The following is a 26591-nucleotide window of genomic DNA, read 5'->3' as shown; positions in this document are numbered from 1 at the left end:
GCATCCCGCGCGGGATGACATCAGAAAGCGATCGTCGTTCTCACGCCGACGATCGCTTCGTCCCCTACCCGGCGTGTGGCGTTCTGCGGATCGGGAATGCCGCCCGCCGGCCTGAAGAGGTACTGGAAGTCGGCTTGCATCTGCCACCACGGCGCAATCTGATACTGATACGTCGCTTCGAGAACGGTTTCCGCGCTGCGCGAGGGATAACCCGGCGTAAGCGCGGCAGTATCGCTGGCCAGGCCTTGCGCATGCGAGCCGATCTTCGCGTAGCCCACCGCAAGTCCCACCACGTCGTTGTCGCGCCCCTTGAACGGCGCCTTCAGACTGACGCCCGCATTCACGGCGAGATCCACGAGATTTCGATCGCCGGGCGCGGCCATCACGCGCGCAAATACGCCGAGCGATTGCGGGCTGTCCGCTGCGGGTCGCCAGATCATCTGATCGGCGACCGCATAGAAGCCGTAATCGCCCGAGTGCGACTGCGGCACGCCCGTGCTTGCCGGGTTCGCCAGCGAGAGGCCGGCGTTGTCGAAACGCTGGTCGGCGAAATGCGTCGTGTCGTACCAGAATCCCAGCTTGTATGTTCCTGGCAATCCTGATGGTTTTTCCGCTGTCTTGTCGGATGGTGCAGGATTGAGAGCGTATTGCACCTCGCCGATGAAGAGCGCGCCATCGTGCAAATTGAAATTCGTGCCGTGCGCGTCGAGTTGTTGCGGATCACCCGTGCCGTTGCCAGCTGGGTTGCCGTCGAACACGCCGGCCAGCACGGTCCAGCTATCGGTCGGCATGGCACGCAGCCGCACGCCGAGCGCCGAAAGCGGATAGGCGGGACCGCCCGCTGGCATATCGACGGACGGCAGCACAGGCCAACCGAACGTCGCGTTCATGAACGTATTCGCGTACTGGCTCGTCATGAACTCCTGGTCGAGACTCTGCTGACCGATCTTCACGTCGGCCTTGCCGCCCGCGAAACTCTGCTGATACCAGAGTTCCCAGAGCCGCGTAGTGGCATCCGCCTCGATTCCGGAGGCCGCCTGCAACGCCGACAGATTGCGCTGCGTGAGATTCGTCCCATGAATCTGCAAGGCCGACACGTTGAAAATGCCGCCGGCCAAGCCGAACGCCTTTTGCGTGTCCACACCCAGGCTCATTTCCGCGAGCCCGTCGTACGCGCCGCCGCGATCGGTCCCGCCTGAGAGATTGTTCAGATACTCGCTGGTTTCCTGTAGACCGAACGAGATCCCGCGATCGCCGAGCCACGGGCGCAGGCCGGCCATATCGCCGAATAGCGTCGCGCGATCCCAGAGGCCCTGCGGGGCGGCATCGCTGGCTTGGGCGAACACAGCGGGCGAGAGGCCGAAGGCGAATAGCATGGCCGCGGCAAGACGAGAAGCCCGGAACGACGGTGTGGGTGTGCGGTTCTTTTTCATGATGTTTTTTGGGGACGAGCGTGCCCGGCGCAATAGCCCAGGCGATTGCGAAAAGGATTCGATTCGGTGAAGGCCCGTTATGCGGGCGTAGCGCGTGACGCGCCTAGGAAAACCACCAACTCACGCGCAACGCGCGATCGATCTCACTGGCGGCGGGCGATGCGCACAACGCCACTGCAAGCGCGATCACTGCTGCGGTCAATGCGAGCGTGAGCAACGCAAGCCCGATGCGAGGGCATGGCGGACGCGGCCCGCCAAGGCATGAAGTAACGATGAATTTAACAGACATAAGCCCACCTCCGCCCGCCCGCTTGAAGCGGACGACGAATAAAGACGTGCAAGCGCCTCGCAGGCGTGCCTGCGAAAGACGGTTCAACAGAGGGAGCGTGCTGCAAAGAAGCGCGCCAACCCGACCAGGGCGAGTTAGCGGCGAAGGAAAAAACCTGCGACGCCTAACTCGCGGATGCGACGCCGGCGCAGGCCGGCATCCAACTTCCACTGCTAGAGCATGTGTCCACGAGGGACTCCTTTCGATAAGACGGGCGGATTGTATTCGGCCCTCGTGAAAAACCGCAAGTAAAAATCACATCAAAAGACAGGGTGTTGTTTTCGGCCGTCTGCGGCGAAGGTGTCGGTTGAGATATACAGTTTTCCTATGCAATTTCCTGCCATCAATTACCCGCCATATGCCTTTCATTTTTCTTCATCCCTCTTCGATCACCATTTCATTTGCAGGGAATGCTAAAAACGTGTTGACGCCCCAAACGCCGATTGCCTAGAATTTAAAAATCTTCACAAAGGGGGCTGACGCCTTGGACACCAGCAGTAGTCGATCTTCGAACTGTTTCGCCGCCTGACCGGCTCGACGTCCGCGCTCCCTTCCTGAAGCCGCCGTCCTGCCAGCAGGCAGACGGTGCGCGCCGCAGCAAATTCTCCGTGCACCTTTGATTCGCGCCATCTGGACGCTCGTTTTCGCACGTCCGTATGGCATCGGTTGCGAGCCCGCGCTCGCGACTGCGTTCGTGCGCGCCTGCCTTTTCCTTCGAAAAGCCGGTCGCACACGAACGCGTGGACCCGTACGCGCATCGCCTGACATTGCGCGCCGACGATAAAGGAGCCGCCATGCCCGGCAGTGACAGTTACCCCTTACGTAAGCTGTTTTTGAGCCCACCTTTCCCGAACGGGGGAAGCGAGTAGACGTTCGCCGCCTGTGCCTCGCATACGGCCGCTCCGGTCCGCTGGCTTTCCCGCGAACGCGTCGATCCCGACGCCCGGAGCAACATAATGAACTTCGCACTCCTTCTCTCCAGACTTCCGCACGTCGATGAAGCACGCGGCCACTATGACCGCATGCTCGCGCTGCACGAACGTGCACCGGGACACTTTGCCCTCCTCTGGCAACGCATCACGCACCGCTTTTCCTGAGTGAAACGGCACGCGCCCGCTCTTTCCCAATACAACACAGACAAAACGGATCCATCATGTCCACGCCAGCCAACTTTCCGCAGTCCAACGTCTCGCCACCACGCAGCGCGGTGCTGGACGAAGCCCATCTGGGCGATATTCAAGGGGCGCTCGGCACCATCTCGCGCCATGACCTCGCCCCGCGCACGGGTTGGTGGGCGCGTCTGCGCACGCTGCTTGCGATCCTCGGTCCCGGCCTGATCGTGATGGTGGGCGACAATGACGCGGGCGCCTTCGGCACCTATACCCAGGCGGGCCAGAACTACGGCACCACGCTGCTCTGGACCCTGTTGCTGCTCGTGCCGGTGCTTTACGTGAACCAGGAAATGGTCCTGCGACTCGGCGCGGTCACGGGTGTCGGCCACGCGCGCTTGATCTTCGAGCGCTTCGGCAAGTTCTGGGGCGCCTTCAGCGTCATCGATCTCTTCATTCTCAACGCGCTGACAATCGTGACCGAGTTCATCGGCATCACGTTCGTGCTCGATTTCTTCGGATTACCAAAGATTGCGGGTGTGTGCATCGCCGCCGCGCTGACAATGGCGGCGGTGAGCACCGGCAATTTTAGGCGCTTCGAGCGCTTCGCCGTGGGATTGTGCGTGCTGAGCTTGTTGCTCGTGCCCGTGCTGGTGTCGATCCACCCACCCGTTAGCCAGATGACGCGCGACTTCTTCGTTCCCAACTGGCCCGCACACGCCAGGCTCTCTGACGTCATGCTGCTCGTGATTGGCATAGTCGGCACGACCGTCGCGCCGTGGCAGCTCTTTTTCCAGCAGAGCTATGTGATCGACAAGCGCATCACGCCGCGCTTCATGAAGTACGAAAAAGCGGATCTGTGGATCGGCATCCTGTTCGTGTTGATCGGTGCAGTGGCGATGATTGCTTTCTGCGCGCAACTCTATGCGGGCAGGCCGGAAGCCGGCAATTTCAGCGATGCTGGTGGTGTGATCGCCGGTCTCGAGAAATACGCGGGCCATACCTCGGCGGTGCTGTTCGCGATCGCGCTGTTCGACGCGGCCATCATCGGCGCAGCGGCGGTCTCGCTCTCGACGGCTTATGCGATAGGCGATGTGTTCAAGATCCGCCATTCGCTGCATCGCGGCGTGTCCGATGCAAAGGGTTTTTATCTCGTGTATTTCGGCATCGTTGCTCTCGCCGCGGCCATCGTGCTGATTCCGGGCAGCCCGCTCGGCCTGCTGACGGAAGCCGTACAAACGCTCGCAGGCGTACTGCTGCCAAGCGCCACGGTATTCCTCCTGCTGCTCTGCAACGACAAGGCCGTGCTCGGACCGTGGGTGAATTCGAAGGCGCTTAACCTGTTCACAGGTGCGGTGGTGTGGGTGCTGGTGATGCTGTCCATCGTGCTGACAGCCTCAGTCATGTACCCGGATATGAGCGGCGCAACCATCGTGACGATACTCGCTAGCGGCACCGTGCTCGCTGTCACGGGCTACGCGGCCACACTCGCGTTGCGCAAGCTGCGATGCGAACCCATTGTCGCGACGCAAAGCTGGCCGCAGGGCGCGCGCGATATGTGGCGCATGCCGCCGCTCGCGGAATTGCCGCCCTCGAACCTCACGCTCGCCAAGCGGGCATGGATGGGCGTGCTGCGCGGCTATCTATTGCTGGCCGTGATACTCGTGATCGTGAAGGTCGTGCAGATGACGTTCTTTGCCTGATTCCCGTCTTTTGATTACAGCAACAACAAAAAAGCGGCGACATGAAAACATGTCGCCGCTTTTTGTCAAACCCGCTTGAGGATTTCAAACACGGGTCAAGCATCCCATTCCGGATCGTGAACGGGCTCGGTCTTGAGCGCGTCGTAGATATCGGCCATCGGCATATCGCCCACCTGGCTACGGATATAGGTGCCGAACGCGCGTTCGTACAACTCGCGCCCCGCCGGCGCCTCCAGCGTGAGTTCGAAGCATTGAAGAACGAAATCGGCCATTCTGTCCGCGTCGACAAGAAGGCTCTCGGCTTTCCTCTGATCCATTCGTGCACCCTGCGGCCATGCCGCCCAATCAAACGAGCCGCGCATCTTACCCGAAGTCTGCCTGCTGCATGATTGATCGTCGCGCAGTTCGGGACGTCGCGCACTTCGCTGACCCTTTTTAAACTTCACCGAAGCTGTTTCGGAGTGACTGGATCATCTCCTGCGCGATTCGCTCATCATGCCACGCCTGAGTCTTGACCAGCATCATTTCGTCATGAAACGAGGCGTCTATAGTCACGAACGGATTGACGCGGCGCGCCAATTAAACAGCAAACGCCACGACTTTCCAATTACACCATCGAAGATACGCGAAAATCATCGCAGGAGGTATCCATGTCGATCGAGCATGCGGAAGTCGCTGAGAATATAAGAACGAAGGGCAACGACGCGAAGCACAACACGATGCCAAACGCTCAAAGCGAAGCGCTTGTCGAACCGCGCAGCGAGCCGCTCCAGGGCGCATCCGGCGTACCGGACCTCATCGCCGCCATGAGGGCAGGCGAGCGCTATAGCGCTCGCGAACTCGCAAAGCTTATCGGCATCCGGGCACCGGCCTTGAATCCGCTGCTCTCGCAGGCCGTCCAGACAGGCGCGTTACGCGAAGCCGGACGATCGGCAGACAACCGTTACTGGATACCCACCGCTGAACAACTGGCCCACGAGGCGAGGCTGAGGCAGCGCAACTGGTGGTGTCAGGGCGCACTCACCGGCTACGACGAAGAGCGCCGCCAGTTCCGCAACCTCTGCATGCTGGTTCGCCGCTCGTGAAGTTTCAGATAACGTTCCCGGCTACGCAGTGAGTTTTTTTCAGGATGTAAGGCGACGCGCCCCCCCTTAGAATCCCGCGCGCGATGCGTGCCACGTGCCTTGCGACCGGGCTCACGTCGCCCCAACCTTGAACCACTGCAACAGGAACTGTCTGTATGGAAACCACCCAGAGCGATGGCCGTCCCACGGCTTCGAGCGTGACCGCTGCAATAGCGATGGAGCGCCTGCAACAGGCAGGCCTCCAGACCGACGCGCCGGCCGGCGCCGCACCGGCCTCGTCGATCCCGAAGCTCAACGACGCATTCGAACTGCTGCACGAAAACGTTCGCCTGGCCAACGACGAATTCGCCATGCTGTTCAAGATGCTGGAGCCGCATCTGCCACGCCACCTTTTCAACACCGGCGCCCATGTAGCGCCGACACTCGATAGCGAAACCATCAAAGGCTTCGATAGCCATCCGTCGCGCGGCCCCGAATACAGCCCCACCTACAGCAAGGTGGTCAACGCGGCGGAAGCGATCAACCGTATGCGCCGTGGCATCGAACAGATCACGAAGCATCTGATCGTCTGAGCGTTGATGCTTCGACCGGTTGCCAGCCATCCGCCAACGCGGCGCGCCTTATTTGCAGGGAAATGTGGCAAGCAGCGCCTTGTAGATGATGGCGCCGGTCGGGTCGAGCATCTGCTCGAGATGCCCTTTCATGTAGCCAAGGACCACGCGCAACTGGTCCTTGCGCGTGAGGTTCGGCGGCAGACAATAGCGCGGCTTCTGCCGGTCGATCAGGGTCTGCACCAGCACGCCGTTCGAATAGCCGGCCAGATACATGGCGCAGGCATCGAGATTTTCCGTCTGTCGGCATGCCCCATAGAAACCATCGCCCTGGTCGATTGAAGGCGAGGCAGGCGTCTGCGCAATGGCGCCGCCGGCGCTCAACGTGAAGACCAACGCCGCCGCGAGCGTGAATTTTTTCATGATTATTGTGATCCTGAATGATAAGCGAACAAGCATAACGTCAGGACTGCATAGCGAGTTTGCCGGTCGTCAATCGTGGGCCATCGCTTTGCAAACAATGCACAAATGGCCGCGTAAGCGGCCATTTTCGATCGAGACGATGCTGAGCCGACGTTCCGTCAGAAGAACGTCTGCATGCCGATATGCGCGGCGAACTGATGATTATTGCTCGACGGCGACAACCCACCGATCCACGCGTTATGCGTACCTGCCACATCGCCGCCCGTCCATTGATACGCGGTATCGGCGTAGAGCATCGTGCGCTTCGACAATGAGTACTGCACCGCCGTCGTCACCTGCTGCGCGCGATTGTGGTCGAGTTGTGCATTCCCCTTGATGTACTGGTAATTCGCCCCCACGCGCCAGAACGAATTAAAGGAATACAGGCCACTGATCTGCGCGACCTGTGCCGTTCCGCCCGTCAGCGTGTTCTTCGTGTAGGTGTAGAGCGCGCTCGCGTAAAGATTGCCGAAGGTATTGCCCACGCCCACACCGATATTACGGATGCCGTCGTGGCCATCGCTCATCGACGCATAACGGGTTTCGTTATAGGCCGCCCCCGCTCCGAACGTACCGTAGACATAGTTCATGCCGAAGCCCACGGTATTGTTGGCCGAGAGACTACCCGCCGTATTGCCAAAGCCATACAGCGCGCCGAAGCGGAAACCATCGAATACCGCCGACGTCACCTTGACCGAGTTCGACACGCGCGTCATCCCTGCCGTCTCGTCGAAGTCGAGCGAACCGGTCATATTGCCGGGAATCGCCAGCGCCGAGAACGGTCCTTGCCGCATACTGAACAGACCGCCATAGAGGAAGGTGCCGTCCAGACGTGCAGGCGGAAAGAACAGAAAATCGAACATCAGGTTGTACTGCTGGCCGAACGTGATCTTGCCCAGGCCGTCCTTTTCGATACCCAGATAAGCGCCGCGATTGAAATCGGCATTTGGCCCCGGAATGCCCGCGCCCGTATTAATGAAGAACTGCGACTGAAGATCGAAAATCGTCTTGTAGCCACCGCCAAGATCCTCCGTGCCGTGGAGGCCCCAGATGCTGGGCGTATAGACCGAATCCTGGGCGAGGAAACTGCCGTGACCGCCCTCGTTCGACACATAGGTGAGACCGACATCGAGAATGCCGTACAGCGTAACGCTGCTTTGTGCATGAGCGGCGGATATCATCGAAGCCGCGATAGCGAAAGGGATGGCGCGCAGCATACGTTGCATACGGGATGCCCTGAGAAGGGAATGACGAATAAGCGTGTTCATCTGCGAATTCCTGATAATCCTGTTCGTCAAATTAATTAGTATGACGAACAGTGTGTCGTACGTTATGAGCATGCGGCGGGGTGTGCCGTGATGCGGCTTAGGAAATGGTGAACGGCACTTCCGCCTCGACGCTCCGAGGCACGGTCTCGCGGATGGCGAGCGTGATGATGAGGCCGGCCAGTAGCGCCGCGATGGCGAGATACGGCACGTATTGAATGCCGAAATGCATCGCGAAATGTCCGCCCAAAGCGGGTGCGATGCCGCCGCCGAAGATCTCACCCACGCCGATCGTTAAGCCCGAGGCTGCGGTAGCGAGTTGCGGCGGAACCGATTCTGTGCTGATCGGGCCAACCGTCAACGTCGTCAGACTCATCAGGAAGAACACAGCCGCGAACATCAACGCGAAGAGCGGCACGATACTGGAGCCGACCCGCGTGAGCAGGCCGAAGGCGGTCAGCGCGCCGAGCACCGACATCAGCATCACGGGCTTGCGGCCCATCCGGTCGGAAAGCGCCGGCATCAGCGCAGTGCCGAGCGCGCCGCCAGCGCCCGTTGCGGACAGCACGTAGCCCATCTGCTGTAGATCGAGATGCAGATAATCGCTCAGGTAGTTCGGCAAGAAAGCGCCGACGACCGTGATGCCCGTCATCCAGCACAGCATCGCGGCCATGCTCAGGCGTACATTGCGCACGCGCAGGAGATCGCGCCAGGAATTGGCTTCGGCGGATGTTGACTCCGGCGCGCGGGCCTGTTCGCGACTTTTCGTATTTCGCAGCACGCGCCACATCAATAAGGACAGCACAAAACCGGGCAAGGCCACGACGGCGAAAATGGCATGCCACGGCATCCAGAGCAGCAACTGGGTGACGAGCACGGGCGTGAGGCATAACCCGAACAACGGTGCGGCGGCCTGTTGCAGACCCAGGTTGAGCCCGTGGCGATTCGGGCGTGATGCGTCTAGCGTGGCGGTAATGGAGGACGGCACATAGGCCCCTTCCGCACACCCCATTAGCGCCCGGATGACGAGCAGACTGCTTACTCCCGTTGCTAATCCGCTCAGGCCCACCAATGCCGAAAATATCAGCAGTGCCGGAATGATGACCTTGCGATGGCCATAGCGGTCGGAAAGTCGACCTGTGCATAGCGCGGAGATGCCCCATGCTACCGACAGCACGCCTGTGATGTAGCCCAAGTCACGATAGTCGAGCCCCATGTCCTTCATCATCACCGGAAACAGCGGCATGATGAGGAAGCGGTCCATGCCCACCAGGCCGAAGCCGATGGCAAGCAGTGTCACAATGCGCCATTCGTATCGTGTGTCCCACGCGGTCTCTTTCGTCTCTTCCATGATCTCTCCAACCTTGTTTGTTCGTTATGTGTCTCTTTGGACTTGCATCGAACTTTCTTTTGTTTTATATGGATTCCTCTGTTTATTGGGTGGATAGGCGGGTATCAATTTCTGGCTTTCAGGATTTCTGGTGATCAGGAGCCGGTGTAAATCCCTGTATCGCCATCACGCGCCAGCTATCCGCGCTCTGGTGCCATATGGCCTCGTAGCGACTCGCTATTGCGATCTTTCCGTTGGCGGTTCGTACTGTTGCGGTCATCCTGCCGGCTAGTATCGCGAAGCGCTCGCGAATTGTGATCTCCGTCACTTCGAGGGTTATCGTTTCGTAGCGCATCGCTCCACTCTCTAGTTTCGCGAGGTACGTGGCGCGGGTGTCACGGGTGCCTGTTGAGTGGATATAGATCAGGGCTTCGTCGAAAAGTGCTTCCAGTGTTTTTGTGTCCGCTAACAGCATTGCTTTGCGGCGGCGTTCTTCCAATTCTCGGATCATAGATGTGATATTTTTTTCGCTCATCATGATGTCTTTTTTTCGTTGGGCGATCATGGCTTTTTGGGGCTCTCTGGGCTTTGGCATTTCCTTGTTTTCTTGTCGGTCTATTAGCGTCGCCCCTGTGCGGGGCAGCACCTACTTTTCTTTGCCGCGGCAAAGAAAAGTAGGCAAAAGAAAGCCGCTCACACCGCTAGTGTGACGCAGTCCACAATCAGCCTTTAAGGGGGAAAGGTATAGGAGCGCCTGCCATCTCGCACCACAAAACAATGTGACAAAGGACTCATTCATCCCGCTGCTCGCTACGCTCGCGGCGGTTGGGTATGCAAGGGAAACCCCTTTACTAAAGGCATTTTCGCGAATTCTGGCAAACCTTCGGTTTGCCGTTATGCCCCACGGGGCGCGCAGCGCCCCCGGATGTATGACGGCCTTGTCACCAAGTCTTGTGGTGCGAGATGGCAGACGCTCCTACACCATTCCCCCTAAACGGCGGTTCGCCGACTGCGTCACACTGGCGGTTTGAGCGGCTTTCTTTTGCCTACTTTTCTTTGCCGCGGCAAAGAAAAGTAGGTGCCGCCCCGCACAGGGGCAACGCCAATAGACCGACAAGAAAACAAGGAAATGCCAAAGCCGAAAAAAATTAAATCCGAGTCCTATCGCGCCCCTTGAGCCCCAGCATGACCCGCGCCTCATCAGGCGTAGCAATCTCAAACCCCAACTTCAAAAGCAGATCCCGAATCATGACAACCTGCTCGGCATTAGAAGTAGCAAGCTTCCCAGGTCCAATAGAGAGCGAATCCTCAAGCCCAACACGCACATTGCCGCCCATGAGCGCGGCCTGCGTAATAAGCGGCATCTGGTTACGCCCAGCCCCCAACACCGACCACTGATAAGAATCACCAAAAAGCTTGTCGGCAATACGCTTCATATGCACGAGATTCTCGGGATCCGCCCCAATACCGCCAAGAATACCCAGCACGAATTGCAGAAAGATCGGCCCTTTAACGAGCCCACGGTCAACAAAGTGCTTGAGGTTATAAAGATGCCCAACGTCATAGCACTCGAACTCGAACCGAGTGCCATGTGCCTGCCCTAGACGCGTAAACACTTCCTCGATATCGGCGAATGTATTACGGAAGATCGCATGCCGCGAACCTTCGATATAGTCGCGCTCCCACTCATGCTTGAAAGTCTTGATCTTATCGAGAATCGGAAACACGGCGAAGTTCAACGAGCCCATATTGCACGAGGCCATTTCCGCCGACACATCAATCGCAGCAGCAAGACGCTCGTCAAGCGTCATACTGATCGCCCCACCCGTGGTGATATTGACGACCGCGTCGGTAGCCGCATGAATGCGCGGCAGGAAACGTCGATAAGCAGCCGGATCGAAAACGGGTCGTCCGTCCTCGGGATTACGCGCATGCAAGTGCAGGATCGCCGCGCCCGCCTTGGCGGCAGCAATCGCCTGCTCCGCGATTTCATCGGGCGTGACCGGCAGATACGGCGACATGCTCGGCGTATGAATGGAGCCGGTAATCGCGCAGGTGATAATGACTTTACGTGCCATAGAGTTGTTCTCCGTTCGTGCCTTTAATGGCAACCCACACAGGTATCCGGTTCAGACCGGCTCCGCCACAACCACATTCTCGATATGACCCACGCCGTCGATCTCGACGCGCAACACGTCGCCGATACCGAGAAAACGCGGCGGCTTGTGCGCGGCGCCAACGCCTGACGGCGTGCCCGTTGCCAGCACGTCGCCGGGTTCGAGCGTCATCACCGTCGAGAGATATGCGATCTGCTGCCAGACGTTGTAGATCATCTCGCCGGTGCGAACTTCCTGACGGCATTCGCCATTCACGATCATGCGCATCTGCAGCGCGTGAGGGTCAGCGATCTCGTCAGGCGTGACGATCCACGGGCCAAATGGGCCATGCGTGTTGAAGGACTTGCCAAGCATCATCGTGGGCGAGCGCATCTGCCAGTCGCGCACAGAAACGTCGTTGCAGACCACGTAACCCGCAATCACCGAAGCGGCCTCTTCTTCCGACACGTGACGGCAGCGGCGTCCGATCACGACGCCCAGTTCCGCTTCATAGTCGAGCTTGTCGGACACCTTCGGCATATGCACGGGATCGAACGGTCCATTGACGCACGACACCTGCTTGTTGAACCACACCTGGCTGTCCGGCACCTGGATACCCGCCGCGCGCGCCTCTTCCACGTGACGGCGATAGTTCATGCCGATGGCGAGAAACTTGGACGGATTGGGCACCGGTGCATCGAGGCGCACGTCCGCCAGCGGCCAGGTCACCGCCTGGTCGATACGCACGTCGCGCGCGCGCTGCATCAGCGCCGGGCCACCCTGGAGCAGTTCGAGCATCGTGCGGGGCAGCGCGGCATCGCTCGCGGGCAAGTCGATGACCTGCTGGCCTTCGACTTTGCCGATCGAGCAATAACCACGGCTTTGGAATGTGACGAGTTTCATGTCGGTCCTTCTGGATCAGATTGAGTCAATCGCTAAATGGCGGGCGCGCGCGTTACGCACCCTGTTCGGAATTGGCGAGAAACACCGCCGGCAGGTCCGGGCCCCAGAGATAGACGCCGTCCTCGGGCGCGTGGTCTTGCGCCACCCAGTCCACCGAGGCGGGAATAAAGTCCATCGTCGCGCTGTATTCCGAGAAACTGCCCCACGGGTCCTGCACGTAGTAGAAGTAGTTCGAACCCAGCACGTGACGCCCCACGCCCCAGCCGTTTCGATAACCCGCCGAGGCCATCTGCATGTAGCCGAGCCCCACGTCCTCGACCGTCGGCACGTCCCAGCTCAGGTGATGCATCGCCGGGCCCGAGCTCATCGCGAAAGCGAACAGGTGGTGATCGCCGCCATGCGGTGCATGCAAAAAGGCCACGCCATCGCCCGAACGGTCGGACAGGCGCAGGCCCAGCACGCGCTCGCAGAATGCGATCTGCGCGGGTACGTTCGAGGTCGCAAAGGCGATATGCGACATCCGCGCGGGCTGCACTTTCGCGGTGTGGCGGCGATACGGCGCGCAGCGCACGCCGTTCTCGGGTAGTTCGGGTTGCTGATGATTGGCTTCGTCAAGCGTCGTTTTCACGCCGGGGCGAATCTGTAGTGCCATGCCATCAGGATTGCGGATCCAGAATCCCGAGTCGTCCGCCCCCGTCGGCGGCGCGATGAATTCCACGCCGGCTTCTTTCGCGCGTGTCTTCAGCGCGTCCAGTTCGTCTTCGAAACAATGGAGCGTGACCGAATCGAACTTCTTGCGCGCGCCCTCTCGCAATCGGCCCCACACGTGCGGCGAGCCGAACGTGCGTATCAGCAGGCCGCCCGCGCCATCGGGCTGCACGTCGAGGCCAAAGGCCGTATAGAAGCGGTGTGCATCATCGAGCGATGGCACCGTCATGCCGAATTCGCCGATGGAATGGATGCCAAGGCGGTCGTGCCGTCGGGCGTGCGTCATGTTCGTCTCCTTCATGTGCGTTTGCGGGTTATCCGGTATCTGCGTGCGCAAGACTCAAAGCGCGGGTTGCATCGCCTCGCGCCAGGCGTCGACGAGCGCGTCGAGCGCGTTCGCGCTGCATGCCGCGCCGAAGCTGTAGAAGTCGGGCCGCGCCAGCACCGCCACTGCGTCGTGTTTCGCGAAGTAATCGGCATAGACGCCTTGCACATCGACAAAACCACCCGCGCCGAAATGCGTGACGATTACGCCCTGCTCATCCAGTGCCACTCGATTAGCATGACTAATCGAGTCGAGCACGGCTTTATTCCTGGCGATCAATGCGAAGCTCACGCCGAACACATCGTCGAACAGCCCGCGACGGCCATTGAATTCGACGATGCCTTGCGGCGTCAGCCAGCCACTGCCCGGCGCTTGCGCGTCATAAAGCCCTGCGCCCAGGCGTGGCTGCGGCGCTGCGGGGGCTTCGAATCCCGGTATGGCTTGCGCGGCCAGCATCTCGCGGTCGCGTGCGGCAGCCGCTTGCGGGTCGGTGATGCAGATCACCTTGCCGAGCGAGATCGAAAAGTCGATGATCTCGCGCACATGGTTACAGCGCTCCGGGCCGTAGCTATCGAGCAGCGAGTCGCTTGCCTTGCCGCGCAAAATGGCGTCGAGGCGCCACCCCAATGCGGCGGCGTCGCGCAGCCCGCTGCACATGCCCTGGCCGGCGAATGGCGGCATCAGGTGCGCGGCGTCGCCCGCCAGCAAGACGCGGCCCACGCGCCAGTCTTTCGCCCAGCGTCCGCGGAACGTATAGACCGCGTGGCGCTCCAGTTCCGCGTTCTCGGGCGTGACGTCCCAGCGCGCCAGCAGATCCCACGACACCGAATCCTGGTTCATCTGCTGCGCGCTCTCGCCCGGCAGCAGCATGAACTCCCAGCGGCGTCGCCCCGGGCCGCCCGGCACGATGGTGGTCGGGCGCGCGGGATCGCAAAGCTGCCACGTCTTCGGCGTCCACTCGCGCTCTGTGCGCGGCTTCACATCGACCACGAGCCAGTCGAACGCAAAGCCCAGATCCTCGAACTCGATGCCGAGCGTCTGGCGCACCATCGAATTCGCGCCATCGGCGCCCACCAGATAACGCGCGCGGATCGTCTCGCGCTCGCCGCCGCTCACCCACTTGCCTTCGACGAAACGGCCCGACTCGATGTCCAGGCACACGCCCTCGGCGTCTTCGTGCAGCGCCGTGGCCGACCAGCCCTGGCGCACCGTCACGCCAGGCTGTTGCTTGACGTGGCGGTCGAGCACGCGCTCCAGTTCCGGCTGGGCAAACATGGTCGAGACCGGCCAGCCGCTCGGGCCGTTGCCGCCCCAGTTGAAGTCCATCAGCAGTTCGTGGTTCGCGTTGCGCCACTGGTAGCGGTCCGTGATCTCCGCGATGCTGTTGATATCATGGATGACGCCACAGGCCTGAAACAGCCGGGCGATTTCGTGGTCGAAGTGGACCGCGCGCGGCAACGGGTAAAGATTGGGCCAACGTTCGACCACGGCCACGCTATGCCCCGCACGAGCGAGCATCAGCGCGAGCAACTGGCCAGTCGGCCCGTAGCCGACAATCGCGACGTCGACGGTCTGGTCTGCCTCCATGTGTTCTCCGAATCGAGCCTTACCCAGGCGTTTTTAAAAATGACATTTCTGTACAATTCGGACTATATTGTCAACTTGATAAGATCATCAATTCAATGGGGGAAACCCGAGGTGCAGTCGTGACGGCCACGCAAGCGAAGTCGGCCAACCCGGCGCTCACATCCGACAAGGAAGATCACCGCGTGCGCACGGGCGCCGTGCGGCGGGAGGCCACGCGCCGCAAGCTGCTGGGCGCGGCGGTCGAAGTGTTCGCGCAAAAAGGTCCTGATGCGGCCTCCATCGACGATTTCATCGCGGCGGCAGGGGTCGCGCGGGGCACGTTCTACAACTACTTCAAGACCCCGGCGGAGTTGCTGGCTGCGGTGACGTCGGAACTGAGCGATGAGGTGATTGCGGGCATCGAGGTCTGCGTGGCGGCGATCGACAATCCGGTCGAACGGATCTGGATCGGCTGCCAGACCTATGTGCAAGTGGCGCTGATGCATCCCGCGTGGGGGGCGTTCATCACGCGTACGGGCATACGCGGCGACGCCAGCGGGCGATTGACGGACATCTATCTGCCGCGCGATCTGGAAGCGGCGCGCGCGCGCGGCATCGCGCATTTCGAAAACACGCGAGCGGCGAAGGATCTGCTGATTGGGGCGATTCACCAGAGCATCGAGACGGTGCTGTCCGGCGCTGCGCCGGCCGGGCATCCGTACGCCGTCATGAAGCTCGCGCTTGGCGCGCTGGCCGTGACGCCTGCGCTGCTCATCGCGCTCGAACGTCAACCCTTGCCGGAGATCGAGTTGCCGGAAGGGTTGAAATCGCTGGAGGCGGCGTCGTTCAAGACGCATGCTTGAGCGGGCCGCGCGCGACGCAGCCCGCTCGTGCGCGATCAATGCGGCTTAAAACGGCACGTCGCCTTCGATGGTCGTGCGATAGAGCTTGCGGCGCAGGTGATCGGGCGTGCCGGCCGCCAGATGCATGAGCGAGCGGTTGTCCCAGAACACGAGATCATGCTCGCGCCATTGATGGCGATACTGATGCTCGGGCCGCACGCTATGCGCAAACAGTTCGTCGAGCAGCGCGCGGCTTTCGTCATCGGGTAGATCGACGATGCGGGTCGTGAAGTGCTCGCTCACGAACAGCGCCTTGCGGCCCGTCTCCGGGTGCGTGCGCACGATGGGCTGCTCCACCGGTTTCACCTCGGCAATCTGCGCCGCCGACAAGTTGGGCCGCCACGGGCTGCGCGCCTGCAACTCCGCGTAGCGCGCGAGATAGGTGTGCTCGGCGCGACGCCCTTCCACCTGCTTGCGCAGATGCGCGGGCAGGTTGTCCCACGCGAGATGCATGTTGGCAAACAGCGTGTCGCCGCCCTCCGATGGCAATTCCTGCGCATGCAGCAAGGAACCGAGGCTCGGCCTCTCCTTGTACGAGAGGTCCGAGTGCCAGAAGTGGCCTGCGTCGCCCAGACCGATCGGCTTGCCGTTTTCGACGATGTTCGAAACGATCAGCACCTCGGGATGGTCCACCAGCGCGAACTGATGCAGCACGTGCTTCTGCAACGGCCCAAAGCGACGGCTGAACGCAACCTGCTGCCCCGGCGTAATGCGCTGATCGCGGAACACCAGCACGTGATGATCGAGATGCGCGCGATGGATACGCGCGAAATCCGCTTCGACAAGCGGCTTGCCGAGTTCGAGACCGATCACCTCGGCGCCCAGCGGCGCGTCGAAGGCGCGGATCTCGAAGTCCTGCGCGGCATGGGTGGGTAGCGGAGCGGCGGTCGTAGTCACGCGAATGGCCCTTCATTAAGCGAAGGCTTCAATCTACTTTCGCCCGCGCTGTGTGACAACCAAGCAAATCGGATACGTTTATCCGTTGCGGTCATAAAGGCGCTGCTAATGCATACGCCCCCATCGCATACGCCCCACCATTCGCGTTTGCGCAATAGTGAAATCGCGCCGCGGCCCATTCTGTTCCCTCACGCGCTTGCCTAGACTGGCTGGCATCGCGGTTGATTCCGCGCCTTGCCCCCATCACGATCCAGTCGAGGACATCGCCTCATGAAGCTGCACTACACACCGCTGTCGGGCCACGCGCATCGCGCACAACTGTTCCTGGCGCTGCTTGGCGTCGAACATGAACTCGTGCCGGTCGACCTCGCGGCCGGCGAGCACAAGACGCCGGCGTTTCTTGCGCTGAACCGCTTCGGCCAGGTGCCGGTGCTGGAAGACGGCGAGATCGTAATCGCCGATTCAAACGCCATTCTCGTCTATCTGGCGAATAAGTATGAACGCACCGACTGGCTGCCTGAAACGCCTGCCGGAGCGGCACAGGTCCAGCGCTGGCTGTCCGTCGCGGCGGGCCAGATTGCCTATGGCGCATGTGCCGCGCGGCTCATTACGCTGGTCAACGCGCCGTTCGATGCGCCGGAGGTGATCGCCCGCGCACACGCGAGCCTGACGATTATCGACGCCGAACTCGCGCAACGCGACTGGATCGCCGCCGCGCATCCGACCATCGCCGATATCGCGCTTTACAGCTATATCGCGAACGCTCCTGAAGGCAATGTCGATATCAGCGCCTACGAGCACATCCAGGCCTGGCTCAAACGCGTCGAAGCATTACCGCGTTTCGTACCGTTTCCGCAAAGCGAACTCGGCCTGCGAGCCAGATAATCTGGAAACCTTATTAATTCGCCGATGAGCTAGCGTACCCGCCGCTCACCGAAGGACATTCGATCATGGACACCGCCACCGCTCCCTCCGCTACTGTCGTCGCCACGCCCTCCCCCTGGCATGCTGGCGAATTGGCGATGCAGCGCGCGGCCGGTGTCGAGTCCCGCATGGACGCAGTCGGGCGGCGCAACTTGCGCGACCATCTGATCGAGCAGCATCGGCTTTTCTACCCGCAGTTGCCATTTGTCGTGCTGGGCGCGGTCGATCCTGCGGGCGATGTCTGGGCCACCGTGCGTGCACATCGGCCCGGTTTTCTGCAGGCGCCCGACGAAAAGCGCCTGCACGTTTCTCTCGATCACGACCCCGACGATCCCGCCGACGCCGGCATGCACGACGGCGCCGCGCTCGCCCTGCTCGGCATCGAATTGCCGACGCGCCGACGCAACCGTCTCAACGGCACCGTACGCCGTGCGATGGACGGCATGGGGTTCGATCTGCTGGTCGAGCATAGCTACGGAAACTGCCCGCAGTACATCTTCCAGCGCGATGCCGAATTCGTGCGCGATCCCGATCTGCGCAGCGACATCGCGCCCGCCGTGAGCGATCGACTCGACGACCGTGCGCGCGACATCGTCGCGCGTGCCGACTCCTTCTTCGTCGCCTCCTATGTAGACCGTGAAGACGGCCACCGCCAGGTCGATGTCTCGCATCGCGGCGGCAAGCCCGGCTTCGTGCGCGTGGACCCACAAGGCGTGTTCACCGTACCCGACTTCGCGGGCAATCTATTCTTCAACACGCTTGGCAATATCCTCGCGAACTCGCGTGCAGGTCTGGTGTTCGTCGACTACGTCACCGGCGATCTGCTGCAATTGACCGGCGCGGCCGAGGTGCTGCTCGATTCCCCAGAAATCGCCGCGTTTCAGGGCGCGGAGCGCCTGTGGCGTTTCACGCCTCAGCGCGTGGTCTTTCGCGCGGGCGCGTTGCCGTTGCGCTGGACCTCGCGCGCCAACGGCGCTTCGCCCAACGCGCAACTGACAGGCGACTGGTCCGAGGCCGCCGAACGTCTCAAGGCGCAAGCGCTGGCGAATGCGTGGCGGCCATTCACGGTCGAGCGCATCGTCGACGAGAGCCGCACGATCCGCTCGTTCCATCTCCAGCCCGCCGACAACGCCGGCCTCGTACGCCACGAAGCCGGTCAGCATCTGCCGATCCGCGTCACGCTGCCCGGCGACACGAAGCCGACGTTGCGCACTTATACGCTCTCGGTCGCACCTTCGGATGGGCGGTATCGCATCAGCGTGAAGCGCGAGGGGCGCGTATCGAGCTATCTGCACGATGCGCTGAAAGTGGGCGATCGCATCGAAGCGCGCGCACCTGCTGGTGATTTCATAATCGATGCGCACGCAACCAGACCAGCGGTGTTGCTTGCGGCTGGCGTGGGCGTGACGCCCATGCTCGCGATGCTGCGCCATATCATCTACGAAGGCTTGCGTACGCGCCGTATCCGCCCGACGTGGTTTCTCTATGCGGCCCATAGCAAAGCCGAACGCGCATTCGACGAAGAACTACAGGCACTCGTGCGCGCCGCGGGCGGTGCGGTTACGCTCGTCAATGTGCTCAGCGATTCGAGCGAAGCGATTTCAGGCCGCGATTATCAGGCGCTCGGCCGTATCGACATGGCCATGTTGAGCGAAGTGCTGCCGTTCAACGATTACGACTTCTATCTCTGCGGCCCTGGCGGCTTCATGCAGTCGATCTACGACGGTCTGCGCGGCCTCAATGTCGCCGATACACGCATTCATGCGGAAGCGTTCGGCCCGGCTGCGCTCAAGCGCCGGGCCGACCCTGGCGTGGAGCCCGCCACGCCACCGCGCGCACCTGCCGCCGTCGCCGTGCCGGTGCGCTTCTCGCGCACCGCCAAGGAAACGCAGTGGACGCCGCAGACCAGCGGCACGCTGCTCGATCTGGCCGAAGCGAATGGACTCGCACCGGAATTCAGTTGCCGGAGCGGCAGTTGCGGAACCTGCCGCACGCGCATTCTGGAAGGTGCGGTTGCCTACCCGGATCAACCTCCATCCGCGACACACGGCGAGCAAGAGGCGTTGATCTGCTGCGCAGTGCCGGCCGCTGGCGATAACGGTGGGGCAAGCCCGCTCGTGCTCGATCTCTAGCCAGATGAGCCCCTTTCCGATGACACCCCACTGTATACTGCGGGCATCTGCCACCCTCGCTCCGCGCTCGCGCGGACCCCGACCCGCTATGGACCGTTTGCAGGCGATGACCGCTTTCCTCTCGGTCGTGGATAACGGCGGCTTCGCCGCCGCGGCGCGCAAACTCCAGGTCTCGCCCTCGGTGGTCACACGCATCGTGAGCGAACTGGAAGACACACTGGGCGTGCGCCTGCTCACCCGCACCACGCGCATCGTGCGCGTGACCGAAGCGGGCGCGGGCTATGCGGAAAGCTGCCGGCGCATTCTTGGCGATATCGAGGAAGCCGATCATGCCGTCGCAGGCAGCCTGGAAGTGCCGCGAGGACTCCTGAGCATTACCGCCTCGGTGCTGTTCGGACGGATCTTCGTGGCGCCCATCGTCCTCGAATATCTGCGCGCCTACGATGACGCCGACGTGCGCTGCTGGTTTCTCGATCGCGTCGTCAATCTGATCGACGAAGGCATCGATGTGGGCGTGCGGATCGGCGAGCTGGCGGATTCGTCGATGCAGGCAGTGCGCGTGGGCAGTGTGCGGCGCGTAGTGTGCGCGTCGCCCGACTATCTGGCAAAACACGGCGTGCCGGAGCGCCCCGACAAACTCGACGGGCATGTACTGATTACGGTAAGCGGCGCGTCGTCGCTGCCCGAATGGCGCTTTGGCGCGGGTGCGCCGCGCGTGACCGCCCAGAAGCGTGCACGCCTGTCCACCACGACCAACGATTCCGCGATCGCGGCCGCTGCCGATGGCTTCGGTCTCACCCAGGCGCTGTCGTATCAGGTCGCGCAGCAGCTCGAAGCCGGGCAGTTGCAGATCGTGATGGCCGAATACGAGCCGTCGCCGCTACCGATTCACGTCCTGCATCGCGAGGGCCGTCACGCCACGCGCAAGGTGCGCGCATTTCTCGATCTGGCAATCGAGCGGCTGCGCGCCAATGCTTCGTTGAATCGTCAGTAGTCCCCACGAATTCTGCAAGTTCCCAGGAGATCCCATGCCGCTCGACACCATGAAAGCCGCGCTGCTCAACGCGCCCAATGCCGCCTTCACGCTGACCGACGTGCCACGCCCTCGCGCTGGTGCGGGCGAAGTGTTGGTGCGCATCCATGCCAGCGCGGTGAATCCGCTCGATACCAAGATCCGGCGCGGCGCGGCAGGTCACGCGCGGCATCCGTTGCCCGCGATTCTCGGCATCGATACAGCAGGCGTTGTGGCCGAAGTGGGCGATGGCGTCACGGCATTCAAGGCGGGCGACAAGGTCTATGGCATGACGGGCGGGGTCGGTGGTGTTCAAGGCTCGTTGGCCGAATTCGCTGCAGTCGATGCGCGTTTGCTCGCCCCCGCGCCCTCCAATCTTGGCCTGCGCGAAGCGGCGACGTTGCCGCTCGCGTACATCACGGCGTGGGAAGGGCTCGTCGATCGCGCGCGCGTGCAGGCGGGTCAAACCGTGCTCGTTCTAGGTGGCACCGGCGCGGTCGGCCAGGCGGCCATTCAGCTTGCGAAGGCGCTGGGCGCGCAGGTATACGCCACGGCCGGCGCATCACGTCGCTCGAGCGTGGAACGCCTGGGTGTACAAAGCATTGATAGCTCGCCCACACTCGATATGGCGGAGATCGTCGCGCAACATACCGGCGGGCGCGGCTTCGACGTCGTGTACGACACCGCGGGCGGTGAAAGTCTCGATCGCGCGTTTCATGCCGTCGCGCGCTTCGGTCACGTCGTGAGCGCGCTCGGCTGGGGCACCCATGCACTCGCCCCGCTTTCCTTCCGTGCCGCCAGCTATTCCGGCGTATTCACGCTGCTGCCGCTGCTAAGCGGCGAAGGCCGCGCGGCGCACGGCGAGATCCTGCACGAAGTCGGCAAGCTTGCGCAACAGGGCAAGATCGACGTGACGCTCGATGCGCGCCGCTTCACGCTCGCGAACGTGGACGACGCGCATGCGCTCGTTGAAACACGTCAGGCCGAAGGAAAGGTCGTGATCGATATCGCGGGTTAATGCTTCACGCGCTTCACGGAACCGGCGTGACGTCGAATTCGATCCGTATGCCGCCCGGCTCGTACACCATCATGTGCCGCTTCGGGCCCTGGCCCAATAATTCCGGCGCGAATTCGACCCGCACGCCCGGCCAGCTCGAGACGCGTTCGAAGATCGTTTCGAACGCCGCTTCGCTGGCAGCGCGCAACGCCAGGTGATGCAGGCCGATATTGGCCTTGCGGTCGAAATCGACGCCGCTATCCGGCTGCGTGCGCTGCCAGAGCGTCACGAGCGCATGGCCGTCCGAGACGAAAACGGCCGGATAGTCGGGCTTCTCGCCTACCTTCTTCCAGCCCAGGCAATCGATGAAAAACGCACTCGTAGCTGCGAGATCTCTCGCAGTCAGACCGATGTGATCGATGCCTGCCGTCAGCGTTTCCGTGCTCATGTACTGCCTCCTTTCACCCTGTGACGTTCGATTCGTCGGAAGATAGCAGCGGCACCTCCAGCCCCACCTTCACGCGGCTCATGCTCACCAGCGTTTTGAAGCGCTTCACGTTGTTGTTCGAGAAGAATAGCTGGCGCGTGAGTTCCGTGTACTGGTCCATGTCGCGCACTGCCAGAATCAGCACGAAATCCCATTCGCCCGCCACGTAATAGCACTGCTGGACCTGCGGGCAGCGCGCGAAAGCGCGCTTCATCGCGTCGAGCAGGTCGATCTGTTCGCTCTCCACTTCGACGTTTGCAATCACCGTGATCGGATGATCGGTTTTCTCGGGCGAGACAATGGCGGCGTAACGATCGATCACGCCTTCGTCCGAGAGACGGCGCAAGCGCCGGTTCACGGCAGCCGTCGAGAGATTGACACGCGCGCCCAACTCGTTTTGCGGCGTCTGCGCGTCGCGCTGCACCTCCATCAAAAGTTTGCAATCGAAGGCGTCGAGTTTGGTCGCCATATAGCAGGCCTCTGGAGAAACGAGATTTTTTTGCGTCAAGCCCAGCGATTATGCGATTTTTTCACGCGGGCTGCGCAATATCATTTCGACACCCAAGGCGCGTTTCGCAGCGCGCCGCTTAACGTCATCGGGCCTCGTCGCCCTGGAGCATCGTCTTATGCTGATTGCCAATTCGCGCGCGCAGCGCCGCTCGTATCCCGACTCGCTCGCACGCATTCTCAACGTGGCAGGCGGCAATGAAAGCCGCGCGTGGCTGTCGAACTGGGAGGCGATCAACGCGCAGCCCACGCCGATCTTCGGCCTGCCCGGTGTGGCCGCGCAACTCGGCGTGGCAAGCGTGAGCGTGAAAGACGAGTCGTTGCGCTCGCCGCTGGGCAGCTTCAAGGCACTGGGCGCGCCGATCGCGCTAATGCGTCTCGTCCTGCGTCTGTGGCCTGACCACGCGCTCGATCCCAAGGCGCTGATTCAAGGCCGCTATCGAGAGATGCTCACGCATCTCACGGTTATCAGCGCCACCGACGGCAATCACGGCAAGGCGCTGGCCGCCGCCGCGCAGTCGATGGGCTGCGCGTGCGTGATCGTGCTGCACGCAAACGTGAGCGTCGAGCGCGAGCAGGCGATTGCGGCCTATGGCGCGCGCATCGTGCGGATCGCGGGCAATTACGACGAATCGGTCGAACATGCGGCCCAGCTTGCGCATGCCAATGGCTGGCATGTCGTTTCCGATACTTCGTATGAAGGTTACGAGGCAATCCCGCGCGATGTGATGCAGGGCTACGGCACGATTGCAGCGGAAATCATTGAGCAGACGCGCGTGGGCACGTTCACCCATGTCTTTCTGCAAGGCGGCGTGGGCGGGCTCGCGGCAGGCGTCGCCAGTTATCTGTGGGAAATCCACGGCGAAACGCGGCCCTGCTTCATCGTAGTCGAGCCGCGCCAGGCCGATTGCCTCTACCAGAGCGCCATTGCAGGGCATGCGGCCAAAGCGACCGGTTCCGTCGATTCGGTGATGGCCGGCCTCGCTTGCGGAGAAACGTCGCCGCTCGCGTGGACGATACTCGAAGCGTGCGTGGACCATTTCATGCTGATCGAAGACGACGACGCAGTAGCCGCCATGCGCACGCTGGCAGCCGGCGAAAATGGCGACGTGCCCATCGTCTCGGGCGAATCGGGCGCAGCCGGTCTCGCCGCGCTGGTCAAACTCATGGGGCGTGCGGAACTCGCGCACGCCGCCGGTCTCGACCAGCATTCGCGCGTTCTGCTCATCAGCACCGAAGGCGCGACCGCGCCAGGGGTCTATGCGTCGCTGGTGGGTGTTGAGGCTGACACAGTAGCAGCGCGCCGCGACGAACACCTCGCCCAACTTGCACAATGACCCCATCGACCATACACGAAGACGCCAAGGACACGCTCATGGAAAGCACGCTGCAAAGCCAGCTAAAAAGCTGGCGTCATTATCTGCATCAGCGTCCCGAAACGGGTTTTGAAGAAGTCAATACTTCGGACTACGTCTCGGGCATTCTCAAGACCCTCGGGCTGGACGTGCAACGCGGCATCGGCGGCACCGGGCTGGTGGCGAATCTCACGGTGGGCAACAGTCCGCGCGCCATCGCCCTGCGCGCCGACATGGATGCGCTCAATATCGCCGAGCAGGCGAAAGGCCGCGCCCACGCCTCGCTCAACGCCGGGAAAATGCACGCCTGCGGCCACGACGGCCATATGTCGATGATTCTGGGCGCCGCGCGCCTGCTTGCCGAGCGGCGTGATTTCGACGGCACGGTGCGCTTCGTCTTTCAGCCCGCCGAGGAGCACGGCCGCGGCGCCAAGGCCATGATGGCCGATGGACTGTTGGAGCGCTTTCCCGTCGAGGCGATTTTCGGTGCGCACAATATGCCCGGTATGCGCGCAGGCACGTTCGCCACGCGCGCAGGCGGCATCATGGCCAGCGAAGATAATTTCGTTATCCATATCATGGCGCGCGGCACGCATGCGGCACGTCCGCATATGGGCATCGACCCTATCGTGATCGCGTCGCAGATCGTCCTCGCGTTGCAGACCATCGTGTCGCGCAATCTCGATCCGGGCCTGCAAGCCGTGATCTCGTGCACCGAGTTCATCACCGACGGCATCCGCAACGTCATTCCCTCGAACGTCATCATCAAGGGCGACACGCGCAGCTATTCAAAAGACGTCCAGGCGCTGCTCGAAACACGTATGCGCGAAATCAGCGAGGGCATCTGCCGCACGCACGGTGCCGAATGCCGCTTCGAGTACACACATGAATTCGCGCCCACCGTGAATTCATCAGAGTATGTCGATCTGGCCGTCGCGGCAGCGCGCAACATCGTGGGCGAATCCGCCGTCGATCCAAACGTCCAGCCGATGATGATCTCCGAAGACTTCGGCGCCTTTTTGCAGGCCGTGCCCGGCAATTTCATCTTCATCGGCAATGGCGACGCCAACGCGCGCGGCAGCGTGCCGCTGCATAACGCAGGCTACGACTTCAACGACGACATTCTGGAAACCGGTGCGCGCTATTTCGCGGAACTCGCCCGGCTCGCGTTACCGAAGCGAGATTAAGTTCGCCATCCTCAACGATGGCGTTCAATCAACGTCGCATGCAAGCCCCTTTGTGCACTAATGCACAAAGGGGCTCAATCACGAGCCCTACCCTTGTTATAATCCTCTCATCCTCATGCCCTAAGCGCGCCCTCTGCCAGTCCCCCAGGACTTCCATGCTGAAATCTGAACGTCTTGCCGCACTCGCCGATGCCATCGCTCAACACAAGGTCGTGCATCTGCGCGATGCGGCTGCGCTGCTAGGCGTATCGGAAATGACGGTACGCCGCGATATCGCCACGCGCACCGATCAGTTCACCTACCTGCGCGGCTATATCGTCAGTGCAACCGACGTGCAAAGCGGCACGGGCTATTCGCTCGAACAGGAAAAGGATCATTTCGCGCAGGCCAAGGCCGAAGCCTCCGCTATCGCAGCGAAACTGATCGCCGATAACGACACGCTTTTCATCGATTGCGGCACGACGCTCGCCACGCTCGCCCGGCTGATTCCCGCCGAACTCCAGGTCACCGTGGTGTGCTATTCGCTGAACGTCGCGGAGATCCTGCGCCGCAAGCCCAATGTGCGCATGATTCTGCTCGGCGGTCTCTATGTGCCCGCATCCGATTCGTTTTCCGCCGACGAAACCCTCGACATCCTGCGTCGCATGGGGATCAACAAGGCCTTTATTTCAGCGGGCGGCGTGGACGAGACGCGCGGCGTGACCTGCTGGAATTTTCACGAAGTGGCCATCAAGCAGGCCGCGATGCAGAGCGCCGTGGAGCGCCATCTGATCGTCGACAGCAGCAAGTTCGGCGTGGTGAAGGCGGCGCGTTTCTCGCAGGTCGGCGAGTTCGATTCGATCATCACCGAACAAGGCCAGACGCTGCGCAAGCGCGCGAAGTGATGTGAAGCGGCGGCGCAGGCGCGCCGCCGTTGTTAACTACATCAGGCTGCGGGTTTCAGATAGAACGCTTCGGGCAGCAAGGCATCGGCGCTCGTTACGCGCACTTCGCCCTTGAGATTCACGAGAATCACTTCGAGCGCGGGCGTACCCAACTCGATCATCACCTGGCGGCACGCACCGCACGGCGCGACCGGGCCATCGGTTTCCGCGACCACGGCGAGGCTCGCGAAGTCGCCCGGCCGATAACCCGCTGCAATAGCCGAGAACAAGGCCGTGCGCTCCGCGCAATTGCACAGGCCGTATGAGGCGTTTTCCACGTTGCAGCCGTGAAAGACCTTGCCGTCTTTTGTGTGCAGCGCCGCGCCCACCCTGAACCGCGAATACGGTGCGTACGCCTTGTCGCGTGCAGCCTTGGCCGCGTCGATCAGTGCCTGCTGTTCCAT

General features: G+C 61.8%; 26 protein-coding genes. 12 read left to right on the top strand and 14 right to left on the bottom strand.

The features are described from left to right. Window positions 1-20: 20 nt before the first annotated feature. Complete coding sequence (locus U5782_RS21320; protein WP_322045900.1) at window positions 21-1376, bottom strand: carbohydrate porin; 1356 nt, start codon at window positions 1374-1376, stop codon at window positions 21-23. Window positions 1377-2717: 1341 nt separating this feature from the next. Here U5782_RS21320 and U5782_RS21315 point away from each other — a divergent pair. Continuing rightward, window positions 2718-2858 (top strand): hypothetical protein, encoded by a 141-nt coding sequence (locus U5782_RS21315; RefSeq protein ID WP_322045863.1) that lies wholly within the window; start codon window positions 2718-2720, stop codon window positions 2856-2858. Between the two features lie 56 nt (window positions 2859-2914). Next, a complete protein-coding gene (locus U5782_RS21310; RefSeq protein ID WP_322045862.1) occupies window positions 2915-4573 on the top strand; it encodes an NRAMP family divalent metal transporter in 1659 nt (552 codons plus the stop codon). Window positions 4574-4668: 95 nt separating this feature from the next. Here U5782_RS21310 and U5782_RS21305 read toward each other — a convergent pair whose 3' ends face one another. Continuing rightward, a complete protein-coding gene (locus tag U5782_RS21305; RefSeq protein WP_322045861.1) occupies window positions 4669-4845 on the bottom strand; it encodes a hypothetical protein in 177 nt (58 codons plus the stop codon). A 378-nt stretch (window positions 4846-5223) separates the two neighbouring features. Between U5782_RS21305 and U5782_RS21300 the strand changes: the two genes are divergently transcribed. After that, complete coding sequence (locus tag U5782_RS21300) at window positions 5224-5658, top strand: hypothetical protein (RefSeq protein WP_322045860.1); 435 nt, start codon at window positions 5224-5226, stop codon at window positions 5656-5658. Window positions 5659-5813: 155 nt separating this feature from the next. Then, the gene (locus U5782_RS21295) at window positions 5814-6230 is read left to right on the top strand and encodes a hypothetical protein (RefSeq protein ID WP_322045859.1); all 417 of its coding nucleotides are present in this window, start codon (window positions 5814-5816) and stop codon (window positions 6228-6230) included. Between the two features lie 48 nt (window positions 6231-6278). On the opposite strand, the gene U5782_RS21290 is transcribed toward U5782_RS21295, so the two are convergent. The 8 genes from U5782_RS21290 to U5782_RS21255 form a co-directional block, all read right to left on the bottom strand. Continuing rightward, window positions 6279-6632, bottom strand: a complete 354-nt coding sequence (locus tag U5782_RS21290) for a Rap1a/Tai family immunity protein (protein WP_322045858.1) — start codon at window positions 6630-6632, stop codon at window positions 6279-6281. A 158-nt stretch (window positions 6633-6790) separates the two neighbouring features. Next, on the bottom strand, window positions 6791-7897 hold the full coding sequence (locus U5782_RS21285) for a porin (protein ID WP_322045857.1): 1107 nt from the start codon (window positions 7895-7897) through the stop codon (window positions 6791-6793). A 139-nt stretch (window positions 7898-8036) separates the two neighbouring features. After that, a complete protein-coding gene (locus U5782_RS21280; protein ID WP_322045856.1) occupies window positions 8037-9287 on the bottom strand; it encodes an MFS transporter in 1251 nt (416 codons plus the stop codon). A gap of 118 nt (window positions 9288-9405) precedes the next feature. After that, complete coding sequence (locus U5782_RS21275) at window positions 9406-9912, bottom strand: nuclear transport factor 2 family protein (protein ID WP_322045855.1); 507 nt, start codon at window positions 9910-9912, stop codon at window positions 9406-9408. A 502-nt stretch (window positions 9913-10414) separates the two neighbouring features. Then, a complete protein-coding gene (locus U5782_RS21270; RefSeq protein ID WP_322045854.1) occupies window positions 10415-11344 on the bottom strand; it encodes a 3-keto-5-aminohexanoate cleavage protein in 930 nt (309 codons plus the stop codon). 51 nt (window positions 11345-11395) lie between these two features. Continuing rightward, complete coding sequence (locus U5782_RS21265; protein ID WP_322045853.1) at window positions 11396-12265, bottom strand: fumarylacetoacetate hydrolase family protein; 870 nt, start codon at window positions 12263-12265, stop codon at window positions 11396-11398. 52 nt (window positions 12266-12317) lie between these two features. Continuing rightward, the gene (locus tag U5782_RS21260) at window positions 12318-13259 is read right to left on the bottom strand and encodes a VOC family protein (protein ID WP_322045852.1); all 942 of its coding nucleotides are present in this window, start codon (window positions 13257-13259) and stop codon (window positions 12318-12320) included. Window positions 13260-13313: 54 nt separating this feature from the next. Continuing rightward, window positions 13314-14885, bottom strand: coding sequence for a bifunctional 3-(3-hydroxy-phenyl)propionate/3-hydroxycinnamic acid hydroxylase (locus tag U5782_RS21255; protein ID WP_322045851.1), 1572 nt, complete (start codon window positions 14883-14885; stop codon window positions 13314-13316). 119 nt (window positions 14886-15004) lie between these two features. On the opposite strand from U5782_RS21255, the gene U5782_RS21250 reads away from it, so the two are divergent. Continuing rightward, complete coding sequence (locus tag U5782_RS21250) at window positions 15005-15727, top strand: TetR/AcrR family transcriptional regulator (protein ID WP_322045850.1); 723 nt, start codon at window positions 15005-15007, stop codon at window positions 15725-15727. A 45-nt stretch (window positions 15728-15772) separates the two neighbouring features. Here the strand turns inward: U5782_RS21250 and U5782_RS21245 are convergent, their stop codons facing one another. Further along, window positions 15773-16663, bottom strand: coding sequence for a TauD/TfdA family dioxygenase (locus tag U5782_RS21245; protein ID WP_322045849.1), 891 nt, complete (start codon window positions 16661-16663; stop codon window positions 15773-15775). A gap of 270 nt (window positions 16664-16933) precedes the next feature. On the opposite strand from U5782_RS21245, the gene U5782_RS21240 reads away from it, so the two are divergent. The 4 genes from U5782_RS21240 to U5782_RS21225 all read left to right on the top strand — a co-directional run bounded on the left by U5782_RS21240 (window position 16934) and on the right by U5782_RS21225 (window position 21749). Next, on the top strand, window positions 16934-17548 hold the full coding sequence (locus U5782_RS21240) for a glutathione S-transferase (protein ID WP_322045848.1): 615 nt from the start codon (window positions 16934-16936) through the stop codon (window positions 17546-17548). 65 nt (window positions 17549-17613) lie between these two features. Further along, entirely contained in the window at window positions 17614-19719 is a 2106-nt protein-coding gene (locus U5782_RS21235) for a pyridoxamine 5'-phosphate oxidase family protein (RefSeq protein WP_322045847.1), read from the top strand. A gap of 88 nt (window positions 19720-19807) precedes the next feature. Continuing rightward, window positions 19808-20713: a LysR family transcriptional regulator gene (locus U5782_RS21230; RefSeq protein ID WP_322045846.1), complete on the top strand. Its 906-nt coding sequence runs from the start codon at window positions 19808-19810 to the stop codon at window positions 20711-20713. Between the two features lie 34 nt (window positions 20714-20747). Then, on the top strand, window positions 20748-21749 hold the full coding sequence (locus U5782_RS21225; protein WP_322045845.1) for a zinc-dependent alcohol dehydrogenase family protein: 1002 nt from the start codon (window positions 20748-20750) through the stop codon (window positions 21747-21749). A gap of 13 nt (window positions 21750-21762) precedes the next feature. On the opposite strand, the gene U5782_RS21220 is transcribed toward U5782_RS21225, so the two are convergent. Further along, window positions 21763-22176, bottom strand: coding sequence for a VOC family protein (locus U5782_RS21220; RefSeq protein WP_322045844.1), 414 nt, complete (start codon window positions 22174-22176; stop codon window positions 21763-21765). A 13-nt stretch (window positions 22177-22189) separates the two neighbouring features. Continuing rightward, on the bottom strand, window positions 22190-22684 hold the full coding sequence (locus tag U5782_RS21215) for an Lrp/AsnC family transcriptional regulator (protein WP_322045843.1): 495 nt from the start codon (window positions 22682-22684) through the stop codon (window positions 22190-22192). 157 nt (window positions 22685-22841) lie between these two features. On the opposite strand from U5782_RS21215, the gene U5782_RS21210 reads away from it, so the two are divergent. From U5782_RS21210 to U5782_RS21200, 3 genes are all read left to right on the top strand, one after another. Continuing rightward, window positions 22842-24059, top strand: a complete 1218-nt coding sequence (locus U5782_RS21210) for a diaminopropionate ammonia-lyase (RefSeq protein ID WP_322045842.1) — start codon at window positions 22842-22844, stop codon at window positions 24057-24059. 38 nt (window positions 24060-24097) lie between these two features. Continuing rightward, the gene (locus U5782_RS21205; protein WP_322045899.1) at window positions 24098-25264 is read left to right on the top strand and encodes a M20 aminoacylase family protein; all 1167 of its coding nucleotides are present in this window, start codon (window positions 24098-24100) and stop codon (window positions 25262-25264) included. Between the two features lie 155 nt (window positions 25265-25419). Then, window positions 25420-26148, top strand: coding sequence for a DeoR/GlpR family DNA-binding transcription regulator (locus tag U5782_RS21200; RefSeq protein ID WP_322045841.1), 729 nt, complete (start codon window positions 25420-25422; stop codon window positions 26146-26148). A 41-nt stretch (window positions 26149-26189) separates the two neighbouring features. Here U5782_RS21200 and cdd read toward each other — a convergent pair whose 3' ends face one another. Next, entirely contained in the window at window positions 26190-26591 is a 402-nt protein-coding gene (cdd, locus tag U5782_RS21195) for a cytidine deaminase (protein ID WP_322045840.1), read from the bottom strand.

The organism is Paraburkholderia sp. J67 (assembly GCF_905220265.1).
Classification (GTDB): Bacteria; Pseudomonadota; Gammaproteobacteria; order Burkholderiales; family Burkholderiaceae; genus Paraburkholderia.
This window is presented reverse-complemented; position numbering and strand designations above follow the sequence as displayed.